This window comes from Streptomyces sp. NPDC047525 (assembly GCF_040643025.1).
Taxonomy (GTDB): Bacteria; Actinomycetota; Actinomycetes; order Streptomycetales; family Streptomycetaceae; genus Streptomyces; species Streptomyces durmitorensis.
Genome location: NZ_JBEYTL010000001.1, coordinates 1,126,490 through 1,143,387 on the forward strand (window position 1 = coordinate 1,126,490; position 16,898 = coordinate 1,143,387).

General features: G+C 70.9%; 10 protein-coding genes. 8 read left to right on the forward strand and 2 right to left on the reverse strand.

Features of this window, described 5'->3' with window-relative positions:
• Window positions 1–32: 32 nt before the first annotated feature.
• On the reverse strand, window positions 33–2,114 hold the full coding sequence (locus ABZ833_RS05240; RefSeq protein WP_361041150.1) for a glycoside hydrolase: 2,082 nt from the start codon (window positions 2,112–2,114) through the stop codon (window positions 33–35).
• 293 nt (window positions 2,115–2,407) lie between these two features.
• Window positions 2,408–2,971, reverse strand: a complete 564-nt coding sequence (locus tag ABZ833_RS05245) for a dihydrofolate reductase family protein (RefSeq protein WP_361041153.1) — start codon at window positions 2,969–2,971, stop codon at window positions 2,408–2,410.
• 796 nt (window positions 2,972–3,767) lie between these two features.
• Between ABZ833_RS05245 and ABZ833_RS05250 the strand changes: the two genes are divergently transcribed.
• The 8 genes from ABZ833_RS05250 (at window position 3,768) to ABZ833_RS05285 (ending at window position 16,895) form a co-directional block, all read left to right on the forward strand.
• Window positions 3,768–5,246 (forward strand): sugar transferase, encoded by a 1,479-nt coding sequence (locus tag ABZ833_RS05250; RefSeq protein WP_361041155.1) that lies wholly within the window; start codon window positions 3,768–3,770, stop codon window positions 5,244–5,246.
• 73 nt (window positions 5,247–5,319) lie between these two features.
• The gene (locus tag ABZ833_RS05255) at window positions 5,320–6,636 is read left to right on the forward strand and encodes a nucleotide sugar dehydrogenase (protein WP_361041158.1); all 1,317 of its coding nucleotides are present in this window, start codon (window positions 5,320–5,322) and stop codon (window positions 6,634–6,636) included.
• Window positions 6,626–7,894, forward strand: a complete 1,269-nt coding sequence (locus tag ABZ833_RS05260) for a glycosyltransferase family 4 protein (protein WP_361041161.1) — start codon at window positions 6,626–6,628, stop codon at window positions 7,892–7,894. Before ABZ833_RS05255 ends, ABZ833_RS05260 begins: the two co-directional genes overlap by 11 nt.
• Window positions 7,891–9,258 (forward strand): Wzz/FepE/Etk N-terminal domain-containing protein, encoded by a 1,368-nt coding sequence (locus tag ABZ833_RS05265; RefSeq protein ID WP_361041163.1) that lies wholly within the window; start codon window positions 7,891–7,893, stop codon window positions 9,256–9,258. Before ABZ833_RS05260 ends, ABZ833_RS05265 begins: the two co-directional genes overlap by 4 nt.
• A complete protein-coding gene (locus ABZ833_RS05270; RefSeq protein WP_361041165.1) occupies window positions 9,255–10,760 on the forward strand; it encodes a Wzz/FepE/Etk N-terminal domain-containing protein in 1,506 nt (501 codons plus the stop codon). The genes ABZ833_RS05265 and ABZ833_RS05270 overlap by 4 nt, the downstream gene beginning before the upstream one ends.
• Window positions 10,761–10,763: 3 nt before the next feature.
• Entirely contained in the window at window positions 10,764–12,689 is a 1,926-nt protein-coding gene (gene asnB, locus ABZ833_RS05275) for an asparagine synthase (glutamine-hydrolyzing) (protein WP_361041168.1), read from the forward strand.
• Window positions 12,690–12,714: 25 nt separating this feature from the next.
• Window positions 12,715–14,928: a bi-domain-containing oxidoreductase gene (locus ABZ833_RS05280; protein WP_361041171.1), complete on the forward strand. Its 2,214-nt coding sequence runs from the start codon at window positions 12,715–12,717 to the stop codon at window positions 14,926–14,928.
• On the forward strand, window positions 14,925–16,895 hold the full coding sequence (locus ABZ833_RS05285; RefSeq protein ID WP_361041174.1) for an alginate lyase family protein: 1,971 nt from the start codon (window positions 14,925–14,927) through the stop codon (window positions 16,893–16,895). The genes ABZ833_RS05280 and ABZ833_RS05285 overlap by 4 nt, the downstream gene beginning before the upstream one ends.
• Window positions 16,896–16,898 lie beyond the last annotated feature (3 nt).

Genomic DNA, 16,898 nt, shown 5'->3' on the forward strand with positions numbered 1-16,898 from the left:
CAGTTCCGCGGCGCGGACGTCGGTGCCGGCCGTCAGCCCTCGGCCGGGCAGAGGCGGCGCGGCCGGGGGTCCGTCTTCAAATTGGCGTCCACGCACCCGGCCGGCAGGCCGTCGTACGCCTTCGTGCCGAAGTTGGCCGTCACCGTCAGGGTGCCGTCGCCGAAGACCGAACGCTGGACCGTGTGGTCCTTCGTCAGCCGTCGGAAGTCGGTCATCCGTTCCGTGCCCGCCGCCTTGTGCAGCGGGGCGAAGTACCGCTGGAGTCCGGCCATCTCCCTGCCCGTGGTCTCCAGATTCTCCTCGCCGAGAACGAAGTTGAGCGGAGTGTTGTAGAGCACGGACATCAGTGCGCGGTCACGCTTTTGCGCGGGGAACTTGTCGTAGGGCATTTCCCAGCGCTCGGTGCTGATGAGGGAGTCGTGCAGCGCGGTCTGGTACAGGGGCACGCGGTAGGCGGGGTCGTACATCGACTTCGCCAGCGCGTGGGGAAGTGTGGTGCGCTTGAAGAAGAATCCGGGAGCGTCGTCCGGATAGTAGGCGCCCCATTTCTTGTCCTTCTGGAACGGCCACAGACCGTCGTTCACCGGTGTCTGGGACCCGTGGTTGAACGCGAGCGCCGGTGCCGACCAGGAGACGGCGGATTCCGATCCCAGGACGAAGCCGTCCTTGTCCGCGAGCGTGCGCATGCGTTCCATGCGGTTGGCACGGTCCTGCTTCTTGGTCATCGGGTGGTTCTCGGAGAAGTCCGCGAAGAGCTCTCCCGCCGCGTCGACGTCGAGAAAGACGCTGTTGACGCCGTTCTTGGTCATGTCCCTCACGTGCCGGGCAAGGTAACGCTCGGCGGGCTCGGACCCGGCGAACGCCTCCGAGCTGAGATAGCAGCCGCGGTCCCCGAATCCCGTCTTGATCTCGCCCTTCCAGTCCCGCACGCAGAAGTCGGGGTAGACCTTGTCCGGCCACTTCGCCACGGGAGTGTCGGCGGATTCCGGGTCCTGGCCGTTGGCGTAGGTGTCGTACGGGCCGACGAGATAGCCCTGCTTCTTGGCGGTCGCCACCGCTTCCTTGCTCATGGGGCTGCCGTCGGCGTCATAGCCGAGCCACAGCCGGGTGTTGCCCTGCTCGCGCAGCTTCTCGACGGCCTTGGCCCCGCGGGCGCCGCCCCACAGGTACGCGTGCTCGGCCCCGAGCAGCTTCTCGGTCTCGGGGTTCTCCGCGATCTTCTGCTTGAGGGTGCGCAGTTCGCCGTGCTGACGCAGCCATCGGTGGTAGTCGTCGCCCGGTGCGACGGGGGAACCAGAGGTGAGAGCGAAGGTGACGGTGTAGCCGAGGGTCTTCTCCCGCCGGGAGAACTCATGCTTCGCCGTCGCGTTCAGCCGCCCGCCCGTCGAGGCGAACGCCAGGGACGTGCCGATGCTCTCCGGCACGAGGTAGCTGACGCCGCGTCCGCCCGAGCTGTACCCCCACACCGGCAGGGTCAGGGAGCCGGTGGCCAGTTCCGCCTCGGTGCCGGCCAGACCCGCTGCCTTCGCGTTCCAGAACCGGTCCGCGGTCGGCACGGAAAGACCCTCGCCCCGCGGCACCTGCAGCGAGGCGCCCGCGGTGTCGGTGCCCGGCCCCTTGCCGGTGACGGGCCATGCGAGGGCGCCGTCCTTCTCGGCCCGGACCGTCATCCGCAGCCGCCCCGCCTCACTGGCGGCGGTGACCCGCAAGCCCTTGGCGGCGTACGACCACCGGGCACGGGAACCGTCCACCTCGACCCGGCTCGGCCTGCCCAAGTCGTCGGCCGCGGCAGCGGAGACGGGGACGGCTCCCCCGCCTTCCGTGCGTCCCGTGATCCGCAGCGTGGAGGTGTCGACCGTGGTGCTGCCGCCTGTTACCGCGAAGTCCACGGATCTGCCGTGCACCTTGGGGGGCCCGGCCTGCGAGGACTTGGCATCGGCGTCCACGACGACGGCGTAGCCCGCCGATGCGGTGGTCCCGGTGACGACGAGCGCGACGGCGATCCCAAGACCGCGATTGCGCCGCTTGCGCGCGACTCCCGCGGCGTCTCGGTGCCGTACGCGGTCCGGGGATCCGTGGCTCTCCCCCTGCGGGGCGTTCTTGGCCTGTTCCATGATCGCGAGTATCTGAGGGGCTTTTAAGAGATTCCTAAGAGGCTCCTTCCGCCGTGACCGCCTCGCACCGAAGCGGTGTTCGACGGCCGCGATGAGGCATCGTTCCTGCTCGCCCCTAAGATCGAACTGCGCCCCCGCACACGCCGAACTGATCCCTACGCGCCGTGTTTCCCGAGGTCAGGGCCACATTTCTGTCGCTCCGCATGGAAACAGTCCCGGTAGCCGAAGGACTGACAGTCCTCCGTCCTGCCGCGGTGAGCCCGCCGTCTTCCGGGGCTCGGCGGCCGAGCCGGCTAACGCGTCACGCGGTGGCGGAGGTAGACGACGTTCGAGCTGAAGGTGCGGGTCTCGACGAGTTCAAGGTCCACCCGGCGCTCGTTCCGGGGAAAGAACGGAATGCCACCGCCGACCAGCACCGGGTAGACCACCGTCCGGTACTCGTCGATCAGTCCCGCCGCGGCCGCCTCGGCGGCGAGCGTCGCGCCGCCGATCGCGATCTCGCCCTCCCCCGGCTCGGCCCGCAACCGCTCGATCTCCTCCGCCAGGCCGCCGGAGGCCAGGCGGGCATGGCCCTGCACCTCCGACAGCGTCCTGGAGAACACCACCTTCGGGAGCGGGTTCCACAGGGCGATCCACTCGAGCGTCGCCGCGTCGAGCGAGGAATCCTGGTCGGCGGTCTCCCAGTACAGCATCGTCTCGTACAGCCGTCGTCCGAGCAGGTGGACACCGACGTCTCGGATGCCGTCGATCCAGAAGCGAAAGACCTCCGGGTCGGGCCCCGTCCAGTCGAAGCCGCCGTCCGGTCCGACGATGTAGCCGTCGAGTGAGACGTTCATCGAATAGGTCACGCTGCGCATCAGAAGTCCTCCTCGGTGACGGGGTTCGACAGTACGACCGCCGGACAGCGCGGGACTCATCGCGACTCGCGGGATCCCCCGGGCCGAATTCTCCCGGCCTTTGCCGGGTTCGCAGCAAGTTCGCCGGAATTCTGGATGGTGTTCCACGAGCGCGGAGAACGTGCCCCGGGTATCCCGTTACAACACAGAGTCGAAATCCCGCCAATGCGGAGCCCGCCGGAGGGTCCGTCGCGGCGCGCCGATCGCTGCCGCGTGGAAGCCGTGTCCGGGCCGGGCGAGCGGCTGGAGCAGCGCGGGGCCTGCGGGCGCGGGCAGTTCAGGGACCTCGTTGTCACAGGTCAAGGTGCACCCTCTTCATCACCGCACCCGTAGGTCGTGACCGACAGATGGAGCCAGTTTCAAAGCTTGAGCACAAATTGCACACATCACCCTCTCCAACCCGGTCCCGATGGTCTAGATTGACCGTGCTTCAGCTGTTCGTCACGAGGCGACCAATTAATGATCTTTAGATCCGGCGCTACGGAAAGCCAGCACTCTCGTCCCCGGCACCGAACGCGGGGATGATCAATTTCTTGGAGCCCGCCGAAAGGGGGCCTTGGGTGCGGGGAGCACCCGGGGTTTCGACGGGTTCGGGTGGGTTGTTCGACGGGCGCTGACATAGCAGGCACATCATGCGTGGGGGGCGGGGGTCTCCTGCGGGGAGGAACAGTGCGGCGCGGGGGGCGGGGGCCTCCCGGGGGGAGGAACAGTGTGTTGGGCGAACACGTCGAACCGCTGGTGACCTGTGGGGGGTTCTGTGCGGCAGGGGGGATTAGTCAGCCCGTTTCCGTCGGCGCGCGGGCGTCTGGCGAACGGGGCAATCAACGGGCCCGCGATCGACTGGGAGCAGCGGTACCGCCGTACCGTGATCACCACCGATACTCTGGCCACCGCCTTCGTGGTGGCGGCGATCGGCAACTTCTTCGGGGCCCGGGACGCGGCCAACTGGCACGAGAAGTGGGTCATCCTCGCCTTCGGCACCGAGCTCCTGGTGCTGGGAGCGCTCGCGATGAGCCGGGCGTGGGCACCGGCCGTGCTCGGCCAGGGCGCCGAGGAATTCCGCCGGCTCGGACGCTCACTGTTCACGGCGGCCGTCGTACTGGCGCTCGGCGGGATCGCGCTCACCTCGCGCAACATCAAGTTATGGATCTTCGTCGCGATCCCGGCGATCGCGCTCGTCACCATGACCGCGCGCTATCTGCTGCGCCTCTGGCTGCACAAACAGCGTAAGGAAGGACGGTGCCTGCGCCCGGTGCTCGCTGCCGGGAGCCTGACCACCGTGCTCGACCTGATCGCCAGGGCCCGCAAGTTGCCGCACCTCGGCTGGCGGGTGGACGCGGTGTGCACGACCGACGGCCTCGGGCTCGACGGTGACCACGTGGACGGAGTGCCGGTCGTCGGCCGGCTCGATGACGTCGCGGGCCACGTACGCCGTGACGGCTACCGTGTCGTCGCGGTCCTGCCGGACCCGCACTGGTCACCTGACCGGTTGCAGCGCCTTGCCTGGAACCTCGAGGGCAGCGATGCCGACATGATCGTGGCCCCCGTCCTGATGGAGGTCGCGGGACCGCGGCTGCACGTCGACGCGGTGCTCGGGATCCCGCTCCTGCGGGTCAGCATGCCGACCTTCACCGGGGGCCGCAGGGCGGTCAAAGGGGTCGTCGACCGGATGGGCGCGGCGATCCTGCTGCTGCTGTTCGCGCCGCTGATGGTGCTCGTCGGACTGCTGGTCCTCGCGGACAGCCGGGGTGGGGCGTTGTACCGCCAGCGCAGAGTCGGCAAGGACGGCCGCGAGTTCACCATCTTCAAGTTCCGCACCATGGTCACCGGGGCGGACGGGGCACGCGCCCAGCTGGCCGACCTCAACGAAGGCGCGGGGCTGTTGTTCAAGCTCCGCCGGGATCCGCGGGTGACCCGGGTGGGAGCGGTCCTGCGCCGGTACTCGCTCGACGAACTCCCGCAGCTTTTCAACGTACTCACCGGATCGATGTCGCTCGTCGGACCGAGGCCTCCGCTGCCGGAGGAGTCCGCAGCGTACGGCCCGGACATCCGGCGGCGGCTCCTCGTGAAGCCCGGGCTCACCGGCCTGTGGCAGATCAGCGGGCGCAGCGACCTGCCGTGGGAAGAGGCGGTCCGCCTCGACCTGCGGTACGTGGAGGACTGGTCGCTCGCCCTGGACACAGTGATCTTGTGGAAGACGCTGCGCGCGGTTCTGTATGGGCAAGGGGCCTACTGATGCGCGGGGTTCGTCGTCCGGACGGCGCGCGGAACGCAGGCCCACAGGGCCTGCCTGGGGGGATGGACAGGTCATGAGGGTCAGCGTTTTCGGGCTCGGTTATGTGGGCTGCGTGTCGGCCGCGTGCCTGGCCAGCATGGGGCACGAGGTCATCGGCGTGGACGTGAACCAGGTGAAGGTCGACCTGGTCAACGACGGCAAGGCTCCGGTGGTCGAGGAGCGGATCGGCGAGCTCACCGCCGAGGTGGTGCGGACCGGGGCGTTACGCGCCACCGCCGACGTCCGCGAGGCGATCATGGGCAGCGAGGTGTCGCTGATCTGCGTGGGCACGCCCTCGGAGCCCAACGGCAGTCTGTGCACCACGTACTTGGAGCGGGTCACCGAGCAGATCGGTGCCGCGGTGGCCGAGCGGGGCGGGCGGCAGACCGTCGTGTTCCGCAGCACGATGCTCCCGGGCACCTGCCTGAACCTGCTCGTGCCGATCCTGGAGAAGTACGTCGGCGGCACGGCAGGGGTGGACTTCGGGGTCGCGGTCAACCCGGAGTTCCTGCGCGAGGGCACGAGCGTGCAGGACTTCTTCGACCCGCCCAAGACCGTCATCGGCGAGCTCGACCCGGCGAGCGGCGACGTGGTGGCGGCGCTGTACGGCGGCTTGCCCGGCGAGGTGTTCCGGGTGCCGGTCCCGACGGCCGAGGCGATCAAGTACGCGGACAACGCGTTCCACGGCCTCAAGATCGGCTTCGCGAACGAGCTGGGCTCGGTGTGCCAGGCGCTCGGGGTGGACTCGCATCAGGTGATGGACGTGTTCCTCGCCGACCGGAAGCTCAACATCAGCCCCGCCTATCTGCGGCCCGGCTTCGCCTTCGGCGGCTCCTGCCTGCCCAAGGACCTGCGCAGCCTGGTCCACGCGGCGCAGCGGGCCGACGTCTCGGTGCCCATCCTCGCCCACGTGCTGCCCTCCAACTCCGCGCATCTGCAACGCGCGGTGGAGCTGGTCGAGCGCACCGGCAAGCGCCGGGTGGGCCTGTTCGGGCTGTCCTTCAAACCCGGCACCGACGACCTCCGCGAGAGCCCGCTCGTCGAGCTGGCGGAGAGACTCTTCGGCAAGGGTTACGACTTGCGGATCCACGACGCCAACGTGAGCCTCTCCCGGCTGATGGGCGCGAACCGCGAGTACATCGAGACCCGCCTTCCGCACCTCGCGCACCTGCTGGCGGACTCCGTCGAAGAGGTGCTCGAACACGCCGAGGTGTGCCTGGTCGGGACCAGGGACCCGGCCGTCCTTGCGGCGCTGCCCCATGGCGAGGGCCCAGCGCTGATCGACCTCATCCACCTTCCCGACGCAGATGCGCGCCGAACTGAACCGGGGTACATGGGCCTTGCTTGGTAACACATCGTTCGATGACACAACCGGCGGCGGCCGGCCGAAGCGGCGCGCGCTGATCCTCGTGGAGAACCTGTCGGTGCCGTTCGACCGGCGGGTGTGGCAGGAGTGCACGACACTGCGCGACGCGGGCTGGGAAGTGCACGTCATCTGCCCCCGAGGGAGCAAGCGGGACACGGAACCGGAAGCGGTGATCGACGGGGTGCGGATCCACCGCTACCCGTTGCGCGCGGCCACCGGAGGTCCCGCCGGCTATCTGCAGGAGTACGGATCGGCGTTGTGGCACACGGCCCGCCTTGTCCGCAAGGTCGGCCCGGTCCACGTGGTCCACGCCTGCAACCCGCCCGACCTGCTCTTCCTTGCGGCACGGTGGCTCAGACGGCGCGGCGCGCGGTTCGTCTTCGACCAGCACGACCTGGTGCCCGAGCTGTACCTCTCCCGGTTCGACCGCGGCGAAGACCTGCTCTACCGCGCCGTGTGCGCGCTGGAACGGCGGACCTACCGGGCCGCGGACGTCGTGCTCGCCACGAACGAGAGCTACCGGGACGTCGCGGTGCGCCGCGGCGGTCAGCGGCCTCAGGACGTCTTCGTGGTGCGCAGCGCGCCCGCGGTCGAGCGCTTCCAACCGGTGCCACCCGAGCCGGAGTTGAAGCGCGGCAAGCCTCATCTGCTGTGCTACCTCGGCGTCATGGGCCCTCAGGACGGTGTCGACTACGCCTTGCGGGCCCTCGCGAAGCTGCGCGACGAACTCGGGCGGACCGACTGGCACGCGGTGTTCGTCGGCTCCGGCGACGCCTTCGACGCGATGGTGGAGCTGTCCCGGCGGCTCGGGCTCTCTGAGCAGGTGCAGTTCACCGGGCGCATACCGGACGCCGACCTGGTGCGCTATCTGTCCACCGCGGACGTGTGCCTCTCCCCCGACCCGCGCAATCCGCTCAACGACGTGTCGACCATGAACAAGGTCCTCGAGTACATGGCGATGGGCCGGCCGATCGTCTCGTTCGACCTCCGGGAGGCACGCGTCTCCGCCGGTGACGCCGCCGTGTACGCACCCGCCAACGACGAGACCGAATTCGCCGAGCTCATCGCGCTGTTGCTCGACGATCCGGAGAAGCGGGCCCACATGGGCAAGATCGGCCAGGAGCGGATCAGCGGGCAGCTCTCCTGGCGGAACTCGCAGGCGTCGCTGCTCGCGGCCTACGCCGCTGCCTGCCGTGACGCTCCGGTGTCGGCGGCCCGGGCAGGGAGGAGGCCGCGCCGGTGAGCGAAGACACGATACGCCTGGTCACGATCGGGCGGATTCTCCGTCGGCGCTGGCGGCTCCTCGCCGCCCTCGCCGTGGTGGGCGCCCTCGTGGGCTACGGCACCTCGGTGCTGTTCCCGCCGCGCTACACGACGTCGGCATCGGTACTCCTCGCGGGGCAGTGGGAGGAGCGCGAGCTGCTCACCCAGGCGGAGATCGCCGCGAGTTCGGCGGTCGTCGACCGCGCGGCAGGCACGCTCGGCTGGAGCGGCGTCAGCGGCAGCGAGCTGCAGGATCAGGTCAGCGCCACGGCCGCCGACGGGAACATCATCAAGATCTCGGGTACGGCCGAGACACCGGAGCGCGCACAGCGGCTCTCCGACCAAGTGGCCAAGCAGTTCGTCACCTTCGCCGCGCGCATCGCGGGCGGCAGCGCCGAACCGGAAGCGGATTCAGAGCCCGAAGCGCTGCGGAAGCAGGTGGAGGAGACCAACCGCCGCATCACCGACCTGGCCAAATCCGCCGACCCGGGGAAGACCGTGGAAGGCGTGCAGGCCCGCACCGCGCTCGAGAAGCTGCGCACCTCGCTGGAGGAGGCCATGAAGAAGCTGGACCAGGCCGACCCCGCGACCAACAAGGCCGGCATGGTCGTCATGGGTCCTGCGGCCCGGCCGACCGGCGAGGCGCCGCCGACGAGAACGCAGCTCGTCGTCGGCGGGGCGGTGCTGTTCTTCCTGCTCGCGGTCATCGGCCATCTCACCGCCGCGCGGATGAATCGCCGGCTGCGCACCGAACCGGAGATCGCCGCGGCCCTCGGCTCGGCGCTCGTCGGCACCGTCGAGGTGCCCGGTGAACGGTCCGCGCAGCGCACAGGGGGCGGTGGCCCGCGGACCTGGATCCGCCGGCTCCTCGGCGTCGACACCCGGTGGGACGTACCGACCCCCCGGTCGTCCGGCGACGAGGCCGGCAGACGGATCCGCTACCGGCGGGTGTGCACGCGCCTGCGGGTCCAACTTCCGGGCGCCCGGCGGCTGCTGGCCGTCGTACCGGAAGGGGACGCGATCGCCCTCCGGGCCGCCGGGCAGCTCGTCGCCGAGGCCAAGAGCGATCCGCTGCTGCGGGTGGTGGAGGTCTCGGTGTCCCAGCCGATGGTGCCGGACCGCGACACCGAGTCCGGCGCCCTGGTCGTGCTCAGCGCGGGCAGCTGGACCGCGGGGGAGCTCGCAGGCATCGCCGAGGCGTGTGCGGACGGCAGGCACGAGGTCGTCGGCGTCGTCGTCGCCGGTGCCGTCCGGGCCCGTCCTGCGCGATCCGCCGCCCATCATCCGGACAACGCCACTCCGGCGCTCGCGGCTCGCGGCCACGGGACGGGAGGTTCAGTGTGACGACGAGCACGACTTCGGAGTCGTCGGCAGCCGCTCCGCTGCTGAACCTGCAGGCGCTGGTGGTGGCGGTGCGCAGACGCCGCCGCCTCTGGTGCTCCCTGGCTCTGGTGGGGCTGCTGATCGGCGCGGCGGTGGCGGTCCTGCGGCCGCCGCCGCCGACCGCGGTGACCAAGGTCCTCGTCGCGCACAAGGAGGACCAGGCGAACGACACCGGGACGCTGATCCGCACCGACGTGGAGCTGCTGGGGACCACGCGGATCGCCGACAAGGCCCTGAAGTCCCTCAAGTCCCCCCAGCTGCCGGAAGACTTCATGCAGGACTACCGGGGAACCGGCCTGACCAACAACGTGCTGCAGATCGATGTGACGGCCGAGAGCGACGCGCAGGCCGTGGCCCGCGCCAAGGCGTTGGCGGACGCGTTCGTCGCGGACCATGTGCGGCGGATGCAGCAAGCAGCGAAGGCCGAGGCCAAGGCCCTGCGCGACCAGCGTGACCGCATGCGGGTCGAACTCGCCCAGGTCAACGAGGCGATCGGGGACAGGTCGCCGGAGAGCGACCCGAGCGCGTCGGCGAGCATCGAGTCGCTCTTCGCCCGCCGGGCCGAACTCACCTCGCGGATCGCCGACTTCGACCTGCGCGCCGAGGAGGCGCGCATGGGCACGCCCCATCTCGTCGCCGGTACGCAGATCGTGGACGCCCCGCGCGCGGTGCAGCACTCCCTGCCCAAGTCCGCGCTCACCAACGGCGCGATCGGGCTCGTCCTGGGGCTCGTCCTCGGGCTCGCGCTGGCCGCGGTCGGCTCGGTGGTGGCGGACCGCCCCGTGCTGCGCAGGGACATCGCGGCGAACCTGGGCGCCTCGGTCATCGCGGAACTGCGCCGAGCGCCCCGCAGGCCGGTCAGGCTGTGGCAGGGCCGGCGGACCCGGGCGGAACGCGAACGGCTCACCGCGACCCTGGCCCGCGCCGTGCGTGGCTCCGGGGAACCGGTGTCGCTGCTCGAACTGGGCTGTGCGCACACGACGAGCGTGATCGCCCTGGACCTGGCCAACGCGCTGGCGGCGGACGGGCCGGTGGTCATCGTCGACGGTCTGCCGCGCCTGCCGCTCGCCAACCGCACCCAGGAGCCCGGAGAGCCGGCCGTGGTCAGCGGCGAGCGTGCCGCGGCCGTGCCGCATCACGTGCGCAGGATCGGCGTCGGCTCGCTCGCGCCCGGCACGGCGTGGACCGGCCTCCAGGATCTCGGCGACCAGACCGTGCTCGTCGTACGCGCCGGGCACGGCAGCGCCGCATGGCTGCACACCGTGGCGCGGCAGCTCGCGGACCTGCTCATTCCGGTGATCGGTGTGGTGCTGATCGACCCCGACCCGAGGGACCGTACCGACGGCACCCTGTGGGACGGGCTGCACACCGCGCTGCGCGGCAGGCAGAACGGGACGGGCCAGTTGCCGACGGAGCGGCCGTCATGGGCACGAGTCCCGGACATCGACCAGGAAGCGCGGTAGGACATGTGTGGCATAGCAGGCACCTACCGATGGCCGGACGGGAAGGCCGTGACCGACCGGCTCACCGATACCCTCGCCCACCGCGGTCCGGACGGGGCGGGCCGGTACGGCCATCCCGTCGGTGACGGCGAAGTGCAGCTCGGGCACCGGCGGTTGGCCATCATCGACCTGTCCGAGACCGGCGCCCAGCCGATGGTCTCGGACGGCCTCGCCCTGACGTACAACGGCGAGCTGTACAACGCGCCCGAGCTGCGTGCCGAACTGGCCGCCGCGGGGGTGCGCTTCCGCGGTACCTCCGACACCGAGGTGCTTCTTGAGGCCTGGCGGCGCTGGGGCACCGACTGCCTGCCCCGGCTGCGCGGCATGTTCGCGTTCGGGATCTTCGACGAGCGAACCGGTGACCTGGTGCTCGCCCGTGACCAGCTCGGCATCAAGCCGCTGTTCCTGCTCCGGCGCGGTGGGGGCCTGGTGTTCGCCTCCGAGCTCAAGGCGCTGGCCGCCGCCACCGGCGGGTCGCTGGAGGTGGACGAGGCGGCGCTGGTGGCCTCACTCCTGTACTACTGGGTGCCGGATTCACGGTGCGCGTTCCGCGAGGCGGAGAAGCTGCCGCCGGGCAGCTGGCTCCGGTGCCGGCCCGACGGCCGGGTGGAGCGCGGCCAGTTCTGGAACTTGAGGGACGTCGCCTCCGAGGGCCAGGAGCGGGCCAGGAGCGGCGAGATGCCGGACATCGCCGCCGTCGTCGAGGAGTCGACCCGGCGCCATCTGCTCTCCGACGTCCCCGTGGCGACCTTCCTCTCCGGTGGTCTCGACTCCAGCTACCTGACCGCGCTCGCGGCCCGCGACCGGCCCGGGATCTCCGCCTACACGATCGGTTTCCGCGCCGAGGACGCCAAGTTCGAGGCGATGCCGGAAGACCTGCGCTATGCCCGGCAGGTGGCCGAGCAGTTCGGCGTCGACCTGCATGAGATCGAGATCGCTCCGAACGTGCTCGACCTGCTGCCGCAGATGACTTACCACCTGGACGAGCCGATCGGCGACCCCGCCGCGATCAACACCTTCCTGATCTGCGAGGCCGCCCGGGAGGCCGGGGTCAAGGTGCTGCTCTCGGGGATGGGCGCCGACGAGCTGTTCGCCGGGTACCGCAAGCACCTGGCCAACCTGATCGCGCTGCGCTACCAGCGCGTCCCGCGGCCCCTGCGGCGCGGCCTGTCCAGGGCCGTGGACCGGCTGCCGGTCGCCACGGCCCGCCGGGGGTACCGGTCGGTGCGGTTCGCGAAGCGGTTCCTCTCCTTCGCCGATCTGCCGGAGGAGACCGCGTTCCGGCGCAGCTACACCATGTACGACCAGGACGAGCTGCTCGCCCTGGTCAATCCCGACCTGGCCGGGACGGTCGACGACGTGCTGACCGAGCACGCGGACGTCTACCAGGACAACGACCTCGACGACTTCGTCAACCGCATGTGCCTGGGCGACGCCCGGATGTTCCTGCCGGGCCTGAACCTCGCGTACACGGACCGCTCCAGCATGGCCGCGTCGACCGAGGTGCGCGTGCCGTACGTGGACGTCGATGTGGTCAAGGCGGCCTTCTCCGTGCCCGGTGATCGCAAGATCGTCGGACGGCAGGGCAAGGCCGTCCTCAAGGAGGCGGCCGCCTCGGTCCTGCCCCGGGAGATCGTGTACCGGCCCAAGGGCCTGTTCAGCGCCCCGCTGCGCGCCTGGATGAGCCGGGATCTGGCACCGCTGGTACGCGAAGTGGTCAACGACGGCGTGCTCGTCAACTCCGGGATCCTGCGCCGCGACGCGCTGGCACGGATGGTCGCCGAGGACGCCGCCGGGCAGCGGGACTTCTCCAAGCATCTCTGGCATGTGCTCACCCTCGAGTACTGGTACCGCGGCGCGACCTCCGGGTCCGGCCAGAACGCTCGCTAGACGGCGTAGAAACAAGGGGACTTCGGTGAAACAGGTTGTGCAGAACTACAAGAGTGGCGAGCTGGCGGTGCTCGACGTGCCGGTGCCGGGATGCAAGCCGGGCGGTGTGCTGGTCCGCAGCGCCTACTCGCTGATATCCACCGGGACCGAGCTCATGAAGGTGTCCGAGGCCGGCATGTCGATGCTGGGCAAGGCCCGCTCCCGGCCGGACCAGGTGGCCAAGGTCGTGCAGAGCGTGGCCACCAACGGGGTGCCCGCCACGTACCGCAAGGTGATGGGCAAGCTGGACTCCTACACGCCGCTCGGCTACTCGCTGTGCGGGGTGGTCGAGCAGGTCGGCCCCGGGATCGACGACGTGAAGGTCGGCGACCTCGTGGCCTGCGCCGGCAACGAGCACGCGCTGCACGCCGAGCTGAACTGGGTGCCGAAGAACCTCTACGCCCCGGTGCCGGAGGGCCTCGCGCCGCGGCACGCGGCCTTCGGCACCGTCGGGTCGATCGCGATGCAGGGCGTCCGCCGCGGCGAGTCGCAGCTCGGCGACGTGGCGCTCGTGATCGGCCTCGGTCTGATCGGGCAGCTGGTGGTGCAGCTCCTCACCGCGTCGGGGGTCCGCGTCGTCGGGGTCGATCCCGACCCGTCGCGCTGCGAGCTCGCCGAGCGCCTGGGCGCCGCGGCCTGCGGCGATCCCGCGTCCGCGGCCGTGGAGGCCGCCGTCGCCGAACTCACCGACGGTCACGGCGTGGACCAGGTGTATCTGGCCGCGGGCGGCGGCAGCAACCAGCCCGTCGAGCTGGCCGCCCGGCTCTGCCGGGACCGCGGCCGGGTCGTCGACATCGGCAAGTGCCGCCTGGACCTGCCGTGGAACGCGTACTACGAGAAGGAGCTCGACGTCCGGTTCTCCCGCTCGTACGGCCCCGGGCGCTACGACCCGGAGTACGAGCTGGAGGGGCGCGACTACCCGATCGGGTACGTGCGCTGGACCGAGCGCCGCAACCTGGCGTGCTTCCTCGATCTCGTCGCGCGCGGCCGCGTCGACGTGGAGCCTCTGGTCTCGCACACCGCCGACTTCGATGACGCCGTCGAGACGTATCAGCGCCTGAAGGACGGCGACCTGAAGGCCGTGGCCGTGCTGTTCCGGTACCCCGAACTCGCAGGGGACGCGGGGGAAGCGGGACAAGCGCAGGCCCCGGAGGTGGCGGTGCCCGCGGTGCGACGCGGCGGCGGATCCTCCGCCCCCGCCCGGTCCGCCAAGGCGCCGGTGCGCCTCGCGTTCGTCGGCGCGGGAAACTACGCGACGTCGATGCTGCTGCCGCACCTCGCTCAGCGCGAGGGCGTCAAGCTGTCGACCGTGGTCACCACGACGGCGCTGTCCGCGGCCAACGCGCAGCGGAAGTTCGGCTTCGACGAGGCGACCACCGATCTCGACGCCGTGCTCGACGACAAGTCCATCGACGCGGTGTTCGTGGTCACCCGGCACAGCTCGCACGCCGAGCTGACCCGAAGGGCGCTGCTCGCCGGCAAGAGCGTGTTCGTGGAGAAGCCGCTGGCGCTCACCGAGGACGAGCTGGCCGGGGTGCTCGCGGCGGTGGAGGAGTCCGGCAACGACCGGCTGCAGGTGGGCTTCAACCGCCGTTTCGCACCGCTCCTCCAGGAGGCCAGGAAGCGGTTCGGCGCCCGCACCGGCCCGGCGAGCCTGCGCTACCTGGTCAACGCGGGCCGGCTCCAGCACGGCAGCTGGTACCTCCAACAGGGCAGCGAGGGCTCGCGGTTCGCCGGCGAGGGCGGACACTTCATCGACACGGCGAGCTGGCTGCTCGATGCCGACCCGGTATCGGTGTACGCGGCCGCCACGTCCGGCAACGAAGACCTCCAGGTCGTGCTGCGCTACCCGGACGGGTCCACCGCCACCATCAGCTACGTCACCACGGGAGCGGCCGGCTTCCCCAAGGAGACGCTGGACCTTCTCGCGGACGGCCGTGTGCTGCGGCTCGACGACTTCGTCCGTGCCTCGGTGTTCGCAGACGGCGCGGTCGGCCGCAAGCGGTGGGTCAGTTCGCGGCTGCCCAAGGCCCGGGACAAGGGCCAGAACGCCGAACTGGCCGCGTTCATCAAGGCCGTGCGGACCGGCGGGCCGATGCCGGTGCCGCTGGAGTCGCTCGTCGCCACCACGGCGGCCACCCTCGCCGTGCAGGCCGGCCTTGTCGGCGGTGCGCCGGTGACGTTGGCGAGGGCGCGATGACCATGAGCGCGGGCTGGTACTTACGGCGCCTCTCCCGGATGGGACCGCGGGAGGTCGGCGGCCGGGCGGGCGACGCGGTGCGCAGGCGGCGGTGGCGCTCCGCGCGGCCGGACTGCCCGAGCGTGACCGGCGCCCGGTTCACCGCGGTACTGCCCGCGGGGACGATCGCCGCGATACCCCCGGACGCCGCGAAACGCCTCGTCGCCGAGGCGGACCGGCTGATGTACGGGCACGCCGAGTACTTCGGGGTGGTCCGCGACGACCTGACCGACCCGGACTGGTGGTGCGACCCGAAGACCGGGCGCAGGGCTCCCTGGGGCTACGCCTTCGACGTGCCGTACCGGAACGAGGACGCGGTCGGGGACATCAAGCAGATCTGGGAGCTGTCCAGGCACCAGTACCTCACCGTGCTCGCCGCCGCCTACGCGATCACCGGGAACGAGCGGTACGCCGAGCGGGTGGCCGAGCACCTGCGGTCGTGGTGGACGGCCAACCCGCCGCTGCGCGGCGTGCACTGGATCAGCGGCATCGAGCTGGGCATCAGGCTCCTTTCCTGGGTGTGGATCCGCAGGCTGCTCGACGGCTGGCCGGGCGCGGCCGGTCTCTTCGAGGACAACCCGGTGGCACTGAACCAGATCTGGCACCACCAGCGCTGGCTTGCCGCCTTCCCCAGCCGGGGTTCTTCGGCGAACAACCACGTCATCGCCGAGACCGCCGGGCAGTTCGCGGCGGCGTGCGCGTTCGGGTGGTTCCCCTCGTCGCCGCGCTGGCGGGCCGGCGCGCTGCGGTCCCTTGAGCGGCATCTGCGGAGCAACACCTTCGGCTCCGGCCTCAACCGCGAGTCGGCAACCGAGTATCACGGACTCGTCCTTGAGCTCGGCCTGGCCGCGCTGGCCGAGGCGGACACCGCCGACGTACCGGTTCCCGCGTCGATCCGCCTCGTACTGCTGCGGATGACCGACGCGCTCGCGGCCGTCGTGGACGGCCGACTGCGGCCGCCGCGTCAAGGGGACGCGGACGACGGGCACGGTCTGGTGGTGGACGGCGCGGGCACCGACCGCTGGGCCTCGCTCCTCGCCACCGGGGACGCCGTCTTCGGCCGGCTCGCCTGGTGGCCGGACGTGACCGGCACCGATGTGCGCACGCCGCTCCTTGCCGCGCTCATCCGCCCGTACGCGGAGAAGGGCACCGCACCGGCGGTGACCCGCCCGGCAGTTCGGCCGGCCCACTTCGCCGACGCGGGCATGACCATCCTGCGCGGCCCGGGGGAGATCTGGTGCCGCTGCGACGGCGGTCCGCACGGATTCCTGTCCATCGCCGCGCACGCCCACGCGGACGCGCTGTCCGTGGAGGTCCGGCACGACGGGGTCGACGTGCTCGCCGACCCGGGGACGTTCTGCTACCACGGGCAGCCCGAGTGGCGGCAGTACTTCCGCTCGACCCTCGGCCACAACACCCTGCAGCTGGACGGCGGTGACCAGTCCGTGTCCGGAGGCCCGTTCCTGTGGACCCGGCATGCCCGCAGCCGCGTCCTGGTCGCGGACACATCCGGCGCCTCCGAAGGCGGGACGGCCCGTTGGTGCGCCGAGCACGACGGCTACCAGCGCTCCGTGCACCGCCGCCGGGTGGAACTGAACGCCGCGGCCAAGGAGTTGCGGGTGGTCGACCAGGTGCGCGGCCCGCGCCGGCCGGCCGTGCGCCTGGCGTTCCACCTCGGCCCGGCGATCGCCGCGGACCTGGTGGCGAACTGGGCGGTGCTCACCTGGACCCGGGACGGCGAGGACCGCTCCGCGGTGCTCGACCTGCCCGGGCAGCTGTCCTGGCAGGCGCATCGCGGCGAGAGCGACCCGCCGCTTGGCTGGTACTCCCCCGGCTTCGGGCGCAAGGAACCCTCCACCACGCTGATCGGCACCGGCTTCGCCGACAGCACCGAGGGGTTCACCACCGTACTCAGGTTCTGCGACTAAGGA